Source organism: Micromonospora sp. NPDC000668, from assembly GCF_042897975.1.
Taxonomy (GTDB): Bacteria; Actinomycetota; Actinomycetes; order Mycobacteriales; family Micromonosporaceae; genus Micromonospora.
Window position 1 is genome coordinate 311,344 of record NZ_JBIAYP010000004.1, and the last position, 12,773, is coordinate 324,116.

At 72.2% G+C, this 12,773-nt stretch carries 17 protein-coding genes and 1 tRNA gene; 6 read left to right on the forward strand and 12 right to left on the reverse strand.

Annotated features, from left to right (window positions below; all coding sequences use genetic code 11):
* Positions 1-42: 42 nt before the first annotated feature.
* Both ACFY29_RS22225 and ACFY29_RS22230 read right to left on the reverse strand, forming a co-directional pair.
* Positions 43-114, reverse strand: a tRNA-Val gene (locus ACFY29_RS22225).
* A gap of 50 nt (positions 115-164) precedes the next feature.
* Complete coding sequence (locus ACFY29_RS22230) at positions 165-848, reverse strand: TIGR02611 family protein (protein WP_386989113.1); 684 nt, start codon at positions 846-848, stop codon at positions 165-167.
* Positions 849-1,121: 273 nt separating this feature from the next.
* Between ACFY29_RS22230 and ACFY29_RS22235 the strand changes: the two genes are divergently transcribed.
* Complete coding sequence (locus ACFY29_RS22235) at positions 1,122-1,553, forward strand: SsgA family sporulation/cell division regulator (protein WP_007457244.1); 432 nt, start codon at positions 1,122-1,124, stop codon at positions 1,551-1,553.
* A gap of 114 nt (positions 1,554-1,667) precedes the next feature.
* Here ACFY29_RS22235 and ACFY29_RS22240 read toward each other — a convergent pair whose 3' ends face one another.
* Complete coding sequence (locus ACFY29_RS22240; protein WP_386989116.1) at positions 1,668-2,444, reverse strand: glucose 1-dehydrogenase; 777 nt, start codon at positions 2,442-2,444, stop codon at positions 1,668-1,670.
* A gap of 210 nt (positions 2,445-2,654) precedes the next feature.
* Here ACFY29_RS22240 and ACFY29_RS22245 point away from each other — a divergent pair, with 210 nt between their 5' ends.
* From ACFY29_RS22245 to ACFY29_RS22255, 3 genes are read left to right on the forward strand one after another with little or no spacing between them, the layout of a single operon-like run.
* On the forward strand, positions 2,655-3,605 hold the full coding sequence (locus tag ACFY29_RS22245) for a helix-turn-helix transcriptional regulator (RefSeq protein ID WP_386989119.1): 951 nt from the start codon (positions 2,655-2,657) through the stop codon (positions 3,603-3,605).
* Between the two features lie 43 nt (positions 3,606-3,648).
* Positions 3,649-4,104, forward strand: coding sequence for an Rrf2 family transcriptional regulator (locus ACFY29_RS22250; protein ID WP_210785538.1), 456 nt, complete (start codon positions 3,649-3,651; stop codon positions 4,102-4,104).
* The gene (locus ACFY29_RS22255; RefSeq protein WP_386989123.1) at positions 4,104-4,622 is read left to right on the forward strand and encodes a GNAT family N-acetyltransferase; all 519 of its coding nucleotides are present in this window, start codon (positions 4,104-4,106) and stop codon (positions 4,620-4,622) included. Before ACFY29_RS22250 ends, ACFY29_RS22255 begins: the two co-directional genes overlap by 1 nt.
* A 12-nt stretch (positions 4,623-4,634) precedes the next feature.
* On the opposite strand, the gene ACFY29_RS22260 is transcribed toward ACFY29_RS22255, so the two are convergent.
* From ACFY29_RS22260 to ACFY29_RS22290, 7 genes are all read right to left on the reverse strand, one after another.
* Positions 4,635-5,246 carry a malonic semialdehyde reductase gene (locus ACFY29_RS22260; protein WP_386989125.1) on the reverse strand — a complete coding sequence of 204 codons (612 nt, stop codon included), beginning with the start codon at positions 5,244-5,246 and terminating at the stop codon, positions 4,635-4,637.
* Positions 5,247-5,322: 76 nt separating this feature from the next.
* A complete protein-coding gene (locus ACFY29_RS22265; RefSeq protein WP_386989128.1) occupies positions 5,323-5,892 on the reverse strand; it encodes a flavin reductase family protein in 570 nt (189 codons plus the stop codon).
* Positions 5,889-6,893: an NtaA/DmoA family FMN-dependent monooxygenase gene (locus ACFY29_RS22270; protein ID WP_386989130.1), complete on the reverse strand. Its 1,005-nt coding sequence runs from the start codon at positions 6,891-6,893 to the stop codon at positions 5,889-5,891. The genes ACFY29_RS22265 and ACFY29_RS22270 overlap by 4 nt, the downstream gene beginning before the upstream one ends.
* 337 nt (positions 6,894-7,230) lie before the next feature.
* Positions 7,231-8,097, reverse strand: a complete 867-nt coding sequence (locus ACFY29_RS22275; RefSeq protein ID WP_355603246.1) for an ABC transporter permease — start codon at positions 8,095-8,097, stop codon at positions 7,231-7,233.
* A complete protein-coding gene (locus tag ACFY29_RS22280; RefSeq protein WP_386989133.1) occupies positions 8,090-9,019 on the reverse strand; it encodes an ABC transporter ATP-binding protein in 930 nt (309 codons plus the stop codon). The genes ACFY29_RS22275 and ACFY29_RS22280 overlap by 8 nt, the downstream gene beginning before the upstream one ends.
* Entirely contained in the window at positions 9,016-10,047 is a 1,032-nt protein-coding gene (locus tag ACFY29_RS22285) for an ABC transporter substrate-binding protein (protein WP_386989136.1), read from the reverse strand. Before ACFY29_RS22285 ends, ACFY29_RS22280 begins: the two co-directional genes overlap by 4 nt.
* A gap of 131 nt (positions 10,048-10,178) precedes the next feature.
* A complete protein-coding gene (locus ACFY29_RS22290) occupies positions 10,179-10,256 on the reverse strand; it encodes a putative leader peptide (RefSeq protein WP_349881247.1) in 78 nt (25 codons plus the stop codon).
* Between the two features lie 248 nt (positions 10,257-10,504).
* On the opposite strand from ACFY29_RS22290, the gene ACFY29_RS22295 reads away from it, so the two are divergent.
* On the forward strand, positions 10,505-10,684 hold the full coding sequence (locus tag ACFY29_RS22295) for a DUF4236 domain-containing protein (RefSeq protein ID WP_053653605.1): 180 nt from the start codon (positions 10,505-10,507) through the stop codon (positions 10,682-10,684).
* 87 nt (positions 10,685-10,771) lie between these two features.
* On the opposite strand, the gene ACFY29_RS22300 is transcribed toward ACFY29_RS22295, so the two are convergent.
* Positions 10,772-11,665: a hypothetical protein gene (locus tag ACFY29_RS22300; RefSeq protein WP_386989139.1), complete on the reverse strand. Its 894-nt coding sequence runs from the start codon at positions 11,663-11,665 to the stop codon at positions 10,772-10,774.
* Between the two features lie 24 nt (positions 11,666-11,689).
* Positions 11,690-12,211, reverse strand: a complete 522-nt coding sequence (locus ACFY29_RS22305) for a VOC family protein (RefSeq protein ID WP_386989142.1) — start codon at positions 12,209-12,211, stop codon at positions 11,690-11,692.
* A 49-nt stretch (positions 12,212-12,260) separates the two neighbouring features.
* Here ACFY29_RS22305 and ACFY29_RS22310 point away from each other — a divergent pair, with 49 nt between their 5' ends.
* On the forward strand, positions 12,261-12,722 hold the full coding sequence (locus ACFY29_RS22310; RefSeq protein WP_355603708.1) for a MarR family transcriptional regulator: 462 nt from the start codon (positions 12,261-12,263) through the stop codon (positions 12,720-12,722).
* Positions 12,723-12,773: the final 51 nt, after the last annotated feature.

Here is a 12,773-nt window from a genome sequence, read left to right on the forward strand (position 1 = left end):
TCCCGAACCCGGGAAGCGGCCTCTGACCTGCGGAACTGAGAGTGGGCGATGCTGGTATCGAACCAGCGACCTCTTCGGTGTGAACGAAGCGCTCTCCCACTGAGCTAATCGCCCTCAGCGCCGATGACTCTACCCGATCGTGGAACCAGACCGGAAATCCGGGGTCAGTGCGTCGCGACGTAGTGCATCGCCTTCGCCACCACGTCGATGCCGAGGCTGTACTTGAGCGACAGCCAGACCACCACGCCCACGAAGACCAGGCCGACCGAGCCGAGCACGATCCGCACAAGCAGTGACTGCCGCTTCACCCACTGCGTCCAGCCATGCACGTGTCGGCGGGTGAAGCCGAGCAGCCGGCGGGCCCAGTGGTACTCGACGGCCCAGATGCCCAGCCCGGCGATAACCAGCAGCCAGCCCGGCCCGGGAAGCGGAATGAGGGCGATGCCGATGGTCACCACCAGCGCACCGGCGATCGCGATGAAGACCTTGAGGGCGATCCGGCCGGTGGGGTTGGCCCGGATCAGGTCGAGGGTGGTCGAGATTCGCCCCCGCCAGCGCGGGTGCCGCGGCGGGTCCGCCACGACGATGACGCCACCGGCACCACGACCCGCATCACCACGACCCCCACCACCGCCGCCGGCACGATCCGCGCCATCGCCGGACTGGTCAGCACCGCCATCACCGGCGCGCGCGCCACCGCCGGTCCGTCCCGCGTCGGACCCCGGCCGACCGGACCACTCGGGCTGCTTCCTCGGCACTCCGTACCCCCGCTTTTCGGCTGCTCGGACCGCGACGTTCGGTGGGCCGGACGCCGCAGCCGGATCCACTGAGGATCGGTTCGTAACCATTTCACCCCCCAGTGTCGCTCGGGCCCGTCACTGCAACGGTCGACTGGACGTTACCGGAGTAAGTCGACGACTGAACCACCCGATGCCGGGCGGGATCACGCACTGGGCAGAACCGGAAATCCTACATGAATCCTCGCATTCACGAGGCGTTTCCGTCCCCCTTCCCACCACTGGGTGAAGTCAGCGTATGGCGGAGCGTAGCCAGGAGTAGCACCTGAGTATGGGAAAAGCGGGACACGCGCGTTCCGCAGCGGTGCCGGGGGGAGAACGTCCATGAGTGTCATTCGACCGACGACCGTAGAGGTCGAGACGTCGCTAAGGCTCGTCGCGCCTGACGCCACCGCATTGCCGGTGCGTGCCAGTCTGCGTTACGACCCTGCTGACCCGTATGCGGTCCATGTCCTGTTCCATGCCGAATCGGCTGGTGGCGAGGCAGTGAGCTGGTCCTTTGCTCGCGAACTGCTGGTCACCGGCCTGGACGAGCCAGCCGGAATCGGGGATGTGCGGGTCTGGCCCTGGGCCACCCCGCGCGGCGACTTCGTCGCGCTGGCCCTCTCGTCACCGGACGGCAACGCCCTCTTCGAGGTGCCGCGCAGCGTCCTGGTGCGTTTCCTTCGACGGACCTACGTCGTCGTCCCGCGCGGCCGGGAGGCCGAGCACCTGGACGTCGACACGGCGGTGAACCGGCTGCTCGCCGGTCGCTGACCACCGCCCGAACGGGCAACACCGGCCATCACGGGGCCGCGCGGATCTGCCGACCGCGCGGCTCCGGCACACCCGGGGGTACGCGGGCCCGCCCGCCCCGGGTCGGCCGGCGCCTCAACCGTGCGTGGTGATGCCGCCGTCGACCGGGATGACCGCACCGGTGAGGTACGCGCCAGCCCGCGAGGACAGATAGATGGCCGTGCCGGCCATGTCCTCGGGGCGGCCGATGCGACCCAGCGGCACCTGCTGCTCGATGGTGGCCCGGCTCGTCGGGTCGTTCAGCGCGAACGCCATCATCTTGCTCTCGAACGGGCCGGGCGCGATCGCGTTGACGGTGATCTGCTCGCCGGCCAGTTGGTGGGCCAGGCTGCGGGTGAGCATGTGCACGGCCGCCTTGGTGGCCGAGTACGCGTACACCTCCAGCCACGGCACCCGGACGCCGTCGATCGACCCGATGTTGATCACGCGAGCTGGGTCGTCGGCGCTGGCGGCGGCGCGCAGCGCCGGCAGCAGCGCGGTGGTCAGCCGGAAGACGGCCTTGACGTTGACCGCCCAGAGCTTGTCGAACGCGGCCTCCGGGTAGTTCTCCAGCGGCGCACCCCAGGTCGCACCGGCGTTGTTGACCAGCACGTCGAGGCGAGGGAAGCGCTCCCGCACGGCGGCGGCCAGCCCCTCGGCGCCGGCGTCGTCGCTGAGGTCGGCCGGGATGGCCTCGCAGCGACCCTCGGCGGAGAGCTCCTTGGCGACCGCCTCGCAGACGTCCGCCTTGCGGGACGAGATGATCACCTGCGCGCCGGCCCGGACGAAGCCCTGGGCGATCATCAGACCGATCCCCCGCGACCCGCCGGTGACCAGGACTGTCTTGCCTTCGACCGAGAACAGCTGCGTCATGCCCATCCCATCGCGAGTCGGCGAGGTCCGCCGGCTCGGCGTACGGCCGGCGGGGCGCCGGGCGGGCCGAAACCGGACGGCGCTACCGCCGGGTAACGTAGCCCGGCTGTCGGGACCGCGACAACCCCGTGGCGGCGCGCCGGGTCCGGTGCGGCGGGCATCATCGGTCGGGGATGCGGTGACCTGCGGTTCGGGCTACCGTCGCAGGCGATGCTCTCCACCGGTCCCTTCACCGCGCCACCGATCGGAACGGCTCGACCCGTACCCGACGAGATGGCCACGTTCGCGCTGGCCGACCTGGCCGGTGACCGTGGCTGGCGTCGGCCGGTGCTCGTCGAGCGGGAGCTGTTGATCCTCACCACCCGTGGGCATGGGGACGCCGAGCTGGATTTCCACCTGCTGCCGTGCCGACCGGGCACGCTGCTGCGGGTCCATGCCGGCCAGGTGCTGCGCTGCGCCGGTCCGCAGTTCGACGCCACCGTGGTCGGCTGGGACGCCCAGGCGCTCAGCGGCTTCGACGTCGACCCGGACGCGCCGACCTGGCGGCAGTTGGCCGGTGAGGACGAGGACGCCGTCATCAGCGAGGTGAGTCAGCTCGCGGTGGACTGCCAGCGGCATGGCGACAGCTCCGCCGCCCGCGCCCTGCTCCGCCACCAACTCGCCGTACTGCTGCTGCGCCTGACCCTGCCCGGTGCGGACCGGTCTCCGCCCCGACCCGAGGCGGAGACGTTCCAGCGGTTCTGCCGGGCGGTGGAGGACGACTACCAGCACACCCGGCGGGTGGAGGACTATGCCGCCAGCCTCGGCTGCTCGGTGCGGACCCTGACCCGTGCCTGCCTGGCCGTCACCGGGCGCAGCGCCAAACAGGTCATCGACGAGCGGGTCGCGTTGCAGGCCGGGCGGCTGCTCGCCGCCACCGATGAGCCGATCGCCCGGATCGGCCGGGATCTCGGTTTCTCCGAGCCCACCAACTTCGGCCGCTTCTTCACCCGGGAGGTCGGGGTCAGCCCCGGCGCGTTCCGGGCCGCCCGGGAGCAACCGGCCGTCCGGGTGGTCCGGCCCCGCCCGCCCGTCGAGGCGGCGAGCGCCAACGGCGGGCGGTTCCGACCCGGCAACCCCGGCGAACCGGCCAACGGCGGTCACGCCATCCGACCCTGGTAGCCCGCCAGACCAGACAGCGGCGGCGGCCGGGCATGATGGCAGGGTGCAGATCTCCGCGCGCGGTGACTACGCGGTACGGGCGGCGCTCAGCCTCGCCACCGCGTACCCCTCGCTGCTGTCCACCCAGGCCATCGCCGCAGAGCAGGACATGCCCCGCAAGTTCCTGGAGGCGGTCCTGGCCGATCTGCGCCGGGCCGGCGTCGTCCGCGCCCAGCGCGGCGCCGAGGGTGGCTACACGCTCGCCCGCCCGCCGCGGGAGGTGACCGTCGGCGCGGTGCTGCGCGCCGTGGAGGGCCCGCTGGCCGGGGTACGCGGCCTGCGCCCGGAGGAGACCCGGTACGAGGGCTCGGCGGAGAACCTGCCCGGCCTGTGGGTGGCGGTGCGCGCCGCCGTGCGGCGGGTGGTCGACGAGGTGAGCCTCGCCGAGATCGTCAGTGGCCGGCTGCCAGCCCACGTCCGCAAGCTCACCGCCCTGCCCGACGCCTGGGAGCCACGCTGATGTCCACTCCGACCCTGCACACCGAGCGCCTGCTGCTGGAGCCCTACCGGCCGGCCGACGCCGAGGGTTTCGTCACGTTGCTCGCCGACCCCGAGGTGGGCCGGTTCATGGGCGACGGGCCGATGACCGTGACGGACGCCGCCGACCTGTTCGGACGGGTGTTCAGCCGGGTCTACGCCGACGACCTCTTCGACGTGTGGGCGGTCCGCCGGGACGGCCGCTACGTCGGGCACGCCGAGATCAAGCGGACCGACGACGTCGACGGCCACGAGATCGTCTACGCCCTGGCGACGTCGGCATGGGGCGGCGGGCTGGGCACCGAGCTGGCCAGGGCCGTGATCCGGTACGGCTTCGAACGCCTCGACCTGACCCGGGTGTACGCGACGGTCTCCGACGCCAACCACGCCTCGCTCGGGCTGCTGGCCAAACTTGGCTTCGTCCACGAGCGCGACATGGCCGAGGAAGATGGCAGCGTCACCCGGGTCCTCGCCCTGGACCGGGAGACCGTACCGGCCTGAGCCCGAGTCGGGTCACCGAATGCTGATCACCTCCGTCGCGTCCAGCCGGGGCAGGCGGTCGTGCCAGGCGTCGGGGCCGGGGCGGCCCACGTTCATCAGCAGCAGCGTCTCGTGCCGGCCGTCCGGGAAGAACTCCCGGGTCACGCCAGCCGCGTCGAACCCGGCCATCGGGCCGGCGGCGAGCCCGGCCGCGCGTACGCCCACCAGCAGGTAGCCGATCTGGAGGGTCGCGTTGAGCCGTGCCTGCTCGGCCCGCGCCGCCCGGTCGGTCAACCAGTCCCGGGCCTGCGGGCGGTGCGGGAACAGCTCGGGCAGCCGATCGTGGAAGTCCACGTCGGCGGCGAGCACGGCCACCAGCGGGGCGGCGGCCGTCTTCGCCCGGTTGCCCGACGAGAGGTACGGCAGCAGCCGGGCCCGGGCCGCCGCCGAGCGGAGCAGCAGCACCCGCAGCGGCTGGCCGTTGAACGCGGTCGGCCCGTACCGGATCAGGTCGTGGATCGCCGTGACCTGGGCGTCGGTGACCGGCTCGTCGGTGAACGTGTTGGCCGTGCGGGCCGCCCGGAACAGCAGGTCCTGGGCGGCCCGGTCCAGCGCGAGCAGGTCGGTCTGGGCCGGTGCGCTCACGCCGGCACTCCGCTTCGCTGCGTGCCGGCGCGACGCGACGCGCTGCTGTGCCCAATGGTTCGCTCGCTGCGCTCGCTCACGCCGGCACCGGCGGAACGGCCGTGGTGTAGCCGCCCTGGTGGTGCACCAGTGGCGGGCCGTCGCCGCCGTCGCCCAGCGCCAGCGGTTCGGCGATCACGAGCGTGTGGTCACCGGCCGGCACCCGGTGCACCACCCGGCAGAGCAGCCGGGCCAGCACTCCGGTCAGCAGCGGCACCCCGAACGGCCCGGCGGTCCAGTCCGGGTACGCGGCGAACCGGTCGATGCCGCTGGTGGCGAAGACCCGAGCGGCCTCCCGCTGCCCGGCGGCCAGCAGGTGTACCGCGACGTGCTCGGCCCGGGCCAGCACCGGCCAGCTCGACGAGTCGACCCCGAGGCAGAACGAGACCAGCGGCGGGTCCAGCGACACCGAGGTGAACGAGGTGGCGGTGAACCCGGCACGGATCGGCGCGCCGATCCCGCCCAGGCAGGCCGGGTCGGTGGCCCGCGCCACCGCGGTGACCACGGTGACGCTGGTGGCCTGCCGACGCAGCAACGCCCGGAACAGGTCCCGGTCCACCGGCCGCAACTCGGCGGCGTCCGTCTGCGGACGTTCCACGGTGGTCACGCCGGCACCAGCGCCGGCGTGGCGTACGAGCTGGCCGGTCGGGGCAGGCCGTAGTGCTCGCGCAGGGTTCGGCCGGTGTACTCGCTGCGGAACAGGCGACGGGCGCGCAGCACCGGCACCACGTGGTCGACGAAGTCGGCCAGCCCGCCGGGCAGGTGCGGCGGCATGATGTTGAAGCCGTCCGCGGCGCCCCGACTGAACCACAGCTCGATCTGGTCGGCGATCTGCTCCGGGGTGCCGGCGACCACCCGGTGGCCCCGGCCGGCACCGAGCCGGCCGATCAGCTGCCGGATGGTGAGCTGTTCGCGGCGGGCCAGCTCGGTGACGAGCTGGTAGCGGCTCTGGTGGGCCTGCACGGTGTCGGCGTCCGGCAGCTCCGGCAGCGGCCCGTCCAGCGGCAGGCCGGTCAGGTCGATGCCGAGCATGCCGGAGAGCTGGGCGAGGGCGTAGTCGGGGACGATCAGCTCCTCCAGTTCGGCGGCGAGCGCCCGCGCCTCGGCCTCGGTGCCGCCGATCACCGGCGCGATGCCGGGCAGGACCTTCACGAGGTCGGGGTCCCGGCCGGCGGCGGTGACCTGCCGCCGCAGCTCGGCGTAGAAGCTCTGGCCGTCGGCGAGGGTCTGCTGGGCGGTGAAGACCGCTTCGGCGTACCGGGCGGCGAATCCGATCCCGTCCGGTGACGAGCCGGCCTGCACCAGCAGCGGCCGTCCCTGCGGCCCACGGGGGATGTTCAGCGGACCACGGACCTGGAACTCCGGTCCGCGATGGGCCACCTCGTGCACCCGGTCGGTGTCGGCGATCACCCCGGCCGCGGTGTCGAAGACCAGCGCGTCGTCCTCCCAGCTGTCCCAGAGCTTGATCGCCACGTCGACGAACTCGGCGGCCCGCCGGTACCGGTCGGCGTGTGCGGGGTGGCTGTCCCGGTTGAAGTTGACCGCCTCGCGCTCCTGGGCGGAGGTGACGATGTTCCAGCCGGCTCGACCGCTGCTGAGGTGGTCCAATGAGGCGAACTTGCGGGCGATGTGGAACGGCTCGTTGTAGGTGGTGGAGACGTGCGATGAGACCGATGTGTTCGGTCACCGCGGCCAGCGAGGCGAGCAGGGTCAGCGGTTCGAAGACGCTGGATGTTGTGCCGGGGGTTCGGCCCGACCGAGAGCCCGTCGGCGAGGAAGAGCGAGTCGAGGGTGCCGCGCTCGGCGATGCGGGCCAGTTCCTGGAAATGCCGCACGTCGGTCACCCGGCGCGGGTCGGTGCGGGGGTGCCGCCAGGCGGCCTCGTGGTGGCCGACGCCCATCAGGAACGCGTTGAGGTGCAGGGTACGAGTCATTGGTATCTGTCCTATCCGGCGGAGACGTCGACGCGCCAGGTGGAGAAGCGGCGTTCCAGGGCGACGAGGAGCTGGTTGACGACCAGACCGATGGCGGAGATCGTGATGATCCCGGAGTACATGTCGGGGATCGCGAAGTTGTACTGCGCGTAGTTGATGAGGTAGCCAAGGCCGGCCTTCGCGCCGACCATCTCGGCCGCGACCAGCACCAGGATCGAGTACGCCCCGGCCAGCCGGATGCCGGTGAAGATGGTCGGCACCGCAGCCGGCAGGATCACCTTCTGGAACAGCCGCAGGTGGTTGAGCCCCATCGAGCGGGCCGACCGGATCAGCAGCGGGTCGACGCCCTTCACCCCGGCGATGGTGTTCAGCAGGATCGGCCAGGAGCAGGCGTACAGCACCAACGCGATCTTGGAGGTCTCCCCCAGGCCGAGGATGAGCACGAAGACCGGTAGCAGCGCCAGCGCGGCGGTGTTGCGGAACACCTCCAGCAGCGGGCTGAGCAGCTCGGCGAGCGGCCGGTACCAGCCGATCAGCAGCCCGAGCGGGATGGCGGTGAGCACGGCCAGGCCGAGCCCGGCCAGCGACCGGGTCAGGCTCGCCCCGACGTGCTCGGCGAGCTGCCCGCTGCGCAGCAGCTCCCACCAGGCCACCAGCACCTCGGACAGCGGGGGCAGGAAGACCCGGTCCACCAGCCCGAGCCGGGGTGCGCCCTCCCAGATCGCGGCCAGCGCGGCAATCGCGACGGTGCGGTGCAGCACCCTCCCGCCCGCGCCGAGCAGCCGACCGGCCAGGCCGGGCGGGGCGGGATCGGCCGCCGCGCCGGGCACGGCGGGTGGCGCCTCCAGCCGGGTTGGACGTTCGGCGATGTCAACCAACGCGGGCCTCCTCGGTACGGGTCGCCGCCGTCGCCGCACGCTGCGTGTCGGCTCCGGCCACGGCAGGGGTACGACCACCGGCTGCTCCGGTGTGGGCGGTGCGGCTGGCGGCGGCGCCTTCGGCGGCCTGGGCGGCGCGCACCTCGTCGCGTAGCAGCGTCCAGATCTGGTGCCGGTGGTGGCGGAACGCGTCGGTGGAGCGGACGTCCTCGACGGCGTCCCGGTCGCCGAGGTCGATGTCGATGACCTCCTTGACCCGCCCGGGCCGGGAGGTCAGCACCGCCACCCGCTGGCCGAGGTGCACGGCCTCGTCGATGCCGTGGGTGATGAACACGATGGTCTTGCCGGTGCGGGCCCAGATCCGCACCAGTTCGTCCTGCAACGAGTCGCGGGTCTGCGCGTCCAGCGCGGCGAACGGCTCGTCCATCAGCAGCACGTCCGGGTCGTAGGCGAGGCTGCGGGCGATGGCGACGCGCTGCTTCATTCCGCCGGACAGCTCGTGCGGGTAGCGGTCCGCGAAGCCGCGCAGGCCCACCAGGTCCAGGTGGTGGTCGATCAGGTCGGCGCGTTCGGCCCGGGGCACCCCCTTGGCCTCCAGCCCGAACGCGACGTTGCCGGCGGCGGTGCGCCAGGGCAGCAGCGCGTACTGCTGGAAGACGATGCCCCGGTCCAGGCCGGGGCCGGTGACCGGGCGGCCGTCGACCAGCACCTGCCCGCCGGTCGGCGCGGTGAGCCCGCCGAGCAGGTCGAGCAGGGTGGACTTGCCGCAGCCGCTGGGGCCGACGACGACCAGGAACTCGCCGGGGCGTACCCCGAGGGTCACCCGGTCCAGCGCGGTGACCGCGCCGGCGGCGCCACGCCGGGTGGCGCGGACCGGGAAGGTCTTGCTCACCTGGTCGAGGAGAATCTTGTCGGTGCTCACGCGCCGCCCCCGTCCACGAAGGGGTTGAACCGGTTGGTGTAGATGTCGGCGGGCTTCGGCCGGTCGCCCTTGAGCTCGCCCTCGGCGGCGAGCCAGTCGATCCAGGTGCCGAACTCCTGCTCGCCGATCACCCCGCCGCGACCAGCGACGCCGCTGCTCTTCCAGTACGCGACCAGCGACGGGTCCTCGTTGCGGCCACGCTTGGCGATGATGTCCCGCATCCGGGCGACCACGGTCTCCCGCGGCTGGGTGCGGGCCCACTCGATGGCCTTGCCGACCCCGGTGACGAACGCCTTGACGGTGTCCGGGTTGCGCTTGATGAAGTCGTCACGGAACACGTAGGTGCCGGCGCTGAACGCGCCGAGCAGTTCGTGGTCGGTGAAGACGGTACGGATGCCGCCACTGGCGATCGCCTTGTCCCGGATCACCCCGCCGAGCACCGCGACGTCGATCTGCTTCTGGCGCAGCGACTGTTCGGTGTTGACCGGCGGCAGGGCGACCAGCTCGACCTGCTTGATCTCGGCCGGGGTGAGCCCGCCGCGCGCGAGCCAGGTCTTCAGCACCGCCTCGGCGTGCGCGCCGAGGGTGTTCATGCCGACCTTCTTGCCGATCAGGTCGCGGGGGCCGCGGATCGGGCTGTCGTCGAGCACGTAGTAGCCCTGGAAGCTCTGGGCGTCGGAGCCGTAGTAGCTGACCACAGCGGTGATCGGGGCGTTGGCGGCGGCGAGCTTGACGATGGCGCCGTTGAACGCGCCGCCGAAGTCGCTCTGCCCGGTGGCGGTGGCCTGGATGTCCTGCGGGCCACCGGTGACGTTGCCGATCCAGTTGAGCCGGACGTCGCCGAGGTAGCCGAGGTCGGCGGCGAGTTCGGGGAGGGTGACCTGGCCGACCGAGCCCTGGTAGCGCAGCTCGGTGGCCTGTCCGGCGCCAGCCTCGGCGTCGCCACCGCAGCCGGCGGTGCCGGTGACCAGGGCCAGTACGGCGGCGGTGGCGAGGGTACGCAGGACGGCACGACGGGGTGGGGACATGAGGAGTCTCCTGATCTGTCCACGATGGGAGCGCAGGACGCCCAGGTGATGGGCGCGAAGGCACGCTGCTCCGCGTTGAGCGCGGGCGGTGGGAGTGCGGTGCTGGAGCCGAGCCGGATGAACCGGTCAGCTCAACAGAGCGCGCTCGCGTGCCGGACCAGGTCGACGTGCACGCGAGCGGTGAGGAGAAGCTCATCCCGCTGCGACATGACCCCATGCTGCCGGCGGTGGGATCGACCGGTCAACGGTCTTCCAGAAGGTGAGATTTATGTCCCTGACTATGTTACGAGCCGCCTCCACCAGCGTTTACCGCCCGGCAACACCTATCTGTTGGATAGAGATTTGTGGCGCGTGCGGTCCACTGTCCAGACCGGACCCGAAGAGGGTTTCAGAAGTCGCCGGTTCGGGCAAGTTCGATCTCGACACGGCAGGGAACGGTGACGAAGGGAGTCCTCCGATGGGCCTCATGTTTCGCAAGCGCAAGAAGTACGGTCCGATCATCCTGAACTTCACCGAGAACGGTTTCTCCTCCTGGAGCATCAAGATCGGGCGCTGGTCCTGGAACTCGAAGGCCAAGGCGCACCGGGTCGACCTGCCGGGTCCGCTGTCCTGGAAGCAGGACAAGTCCCGGTCGTAGCATCCCGGGAGTCGAGCGGGGTGCCGGTGAATCACCGGCACCCCGCTCGGCGTCTGTGGGCCGGGTGACTGGGTCCGCGCGCCGCGCTCAGCCCCGCACAGTGATGATCTCGTCGCCGGCCAGCCGGCCGGCCTCGCGTTCGCGGCGCACGTCGCCCGCCTCAAGCAGGGCGGTGAGCGCCCGGTTGGCGTCGGCGGCCCGGTAGACGGTGGTGGTGAGGGTGTGCCGGCGTAGTTCGGTGACCGGTCGCGACCCGCCCCGGCGCAGCTCGGCCAGCAGCTCCCGGGCCAGCGCCTCGGGGTCGGGATCGCCGGCCACGTCGACCGGCGCCCCCGCCGGGTCGGCCGGGTCGCGGTAGCGCACGTCAAGATCCGCGCCGATCGCCCAGAGCGCGTCGCGGACCGCCTCCAGGCTCCGGTCCGAGCGGCTGCCGAACGCGATCACGCCGGCCGCCTCGTCGTCCGGGAGCACCGGCACCACTTCGGCGACCAGCGGGAAGCCGGCAGCGATGAGGGCGTCGCGGGTGCCGCTCCAGGCGTGCAGCAGCACCTCGCCAGCGCGGCCGTTGCTTGTGGCGGTGAGCAGCTCCGGAGTCGCGGCGCCGGGCAGGTCCACGAAGGAGAACAGCGGAGAGCCGGCCGCGCCGGCCGCCTTCACCGCGACCGGCAGCCGGTCCGGAACACCGGGCAGCAGGTGGACGGTGACCTCGGCGGGCAACTCCGCCTCGACCGGGCCGAGCCGGGCCGGCAGGTCAGCCGCCCCGTCGGCCAGTACCAGCACGGTCACCCGCCGGCCCCGCACCTGGTCGGCGTGCCCGGCGATCACCCGCAGCGCGGCCTCCGCGCCGCCGCCCTCGTCGGCGCCCGCCCACGCCAGGGCGACGGTGGCCCGCCGGGAGCGTTGCAGGGCCGCGGGCAGCCAGGTCGTCAACTGGCGGACCAGCAGCTCGCGAAGGAAGTCGGTGGTCCGGTTGGTCGGCATCGGTCCGTTCTACCGTATGGCCGGTCAGGCCGGGACGGAGATCCCCACCCCGCCCCGGGTCTGCCCGCCGTAGCGCTGCCGCTCGGCGGCCAGGTCGAGCCGGCCGATCCGCTTGCGCGCGGCCAGCGCGGCGTCGTCGAGCCGGTCGGCCGGGACCAGCCAGACGATCTCGAACTCCAGGCCGTCCGGGTCCTGCCCGTAGAGGCTCTTGGTGGTGCCGTGGTCGGAGGTGCCGACCAGCGCGCCGGCGGCGGTGAGCCGCTCGGCGGTGGCGGCCAGCTCGTCGAGGGTGTCCACCTCCCAGGCCAGGTGGTACAGCCCGACGGTGGCCCGGCCGGCGGTCGACCGTCCGGCGGCGGCGCCGATCTCGAACAGGCCGAGGTCGTGGTCGTTGGTCGAGTCGGGGGCCTGGAGGAAGGTGGCGCCCCGGAAGCCGTCCGGAGTCATCGCCACCGGGCGGAAGCCCAGCACGTCGCGGTAGAAGGCGACGCTGCGGGCGAGGTCACTGACGTAGAGGACCGCGTGGTTGAGCCGGTGGATACCCATGACCCCAGGCTAGCGCGGTTTAGTTGAGCGTTCAACTATCTCGGGTATGATGGCGGTCATGACCCGCTGGCTGGACTCCGACGAGCAACGCACCTGGCGGGCGTACCTCACCGCCTCCCGGGCGCTGATGGACACGCTCGACCGCGAGCTGCAACGCGACGCCGGCATGCCGCACGCCTACTACGAGATCCTGGTCCGGCTCTCCGAGGCCCCCGACCGCCAGCTGCGGATGAGCGATCTGGCCGAGGTGACCGGATCGTCGCGCAGCCGCCTCTCGCACGCCGTGGCCCGGCTGGAGTCGGCCGGCTGGGTGCGCCGCGAGGAGTGCCCCACGGACCGGCGCGGGCAGGTCGCGCTGCTCACCGACGCCGGTTTCGCCACCCTCGCCGCCGCCGCACCCGGCCACGTCGAGGGGGTACGCCGACATCTGTTCGACGCGTTGAGCCCGGCCCAGGTCGACCAGCTACGCCGGATCAGCGAGACACTGGCCGAGCACCTGACCGGATCCTGACCGATCGACACCGGCGCGGGACTTGTACTTACCGTCGTCAAATGAGCACGA

Coding starts and splice junctions, on each gene's coding strand:
- ACFY29_RS22300 (WP_386989139.1), bottom strand. CDS start 11,665: ATGCCGACCAACCGGACCACCGACTTCCTTCGCGAGCTGCTGGTCCGC.
- ACFY29_RS22310 (WP_355603708.1), top strand. CDS start 12,261: ATGGCGGTCATGACCCGCTGGCTGGACTCCGACGAGCAACGCACCTGG.
- ACFY29_RS22305 (WP_386989142.1), bottom strand. CDS start 12,211: ATGGGTATCCACCGGCTCAACCACGCGGTCCTCTACGTCAGTGACCTC.
- ACFY29_RS22255 (WP_386989123.1), top strand. CDS start 4,104: ATGTCCACTCCGACCCTGCACACCGAGCGCCTGCTGCTGGAGCCCTAC.
- ACFY29_RS22230 (WP_386989113.1), bottom strand. CDS start 848: ATGGTTACGAACCGATCCTCAGTGGATCCGGCTGCGGCGTCCGGCCCA.
- ACFY29_RS22285 (WP_386989136.1), bottom strand. CDS start 10,047: ATGTCCCCACCCCGTCGTGCCGTCCTGCGTACCCTCGCCACCGCCGCC.
- ACFY29_RS22240 (WP_386989116.1), bottom strand. CDS start 2,444: ATGACGCAGCTGTTCTCGGTCGAAGGCAAGACAGTCCTGGTCACCGGC.
- ACFY29_RS22235 (WP_007457244.1), top strand. CDS start 1,122: ATGAGTGTCATTCGACCGACGACCGTAGAGGTCGAGACGTCGCTAAGG.
- ACFY29_RS22295 (WP_053653605.1), top strand. CDS start 10,505: ATGGGCCTCATGTTTCGCAAGCGCAAGAAGTACGGTCCGATCATCCTG.
- ACFY29_RS22290 (WP_349881247.1), bottom strand. CDS start 10,256: ATGTCGCAGCGGGATGAGCTTCTCCTCACCGCTCGCGTGCACGTCGAC.
- ACFY29_RS22245 (WP_386989119.1), top strand. CDS start 2,655: ATGCTCTCCACCGGTCCCTTCACCGCGCCACCGATCGGAACGGCTCGA.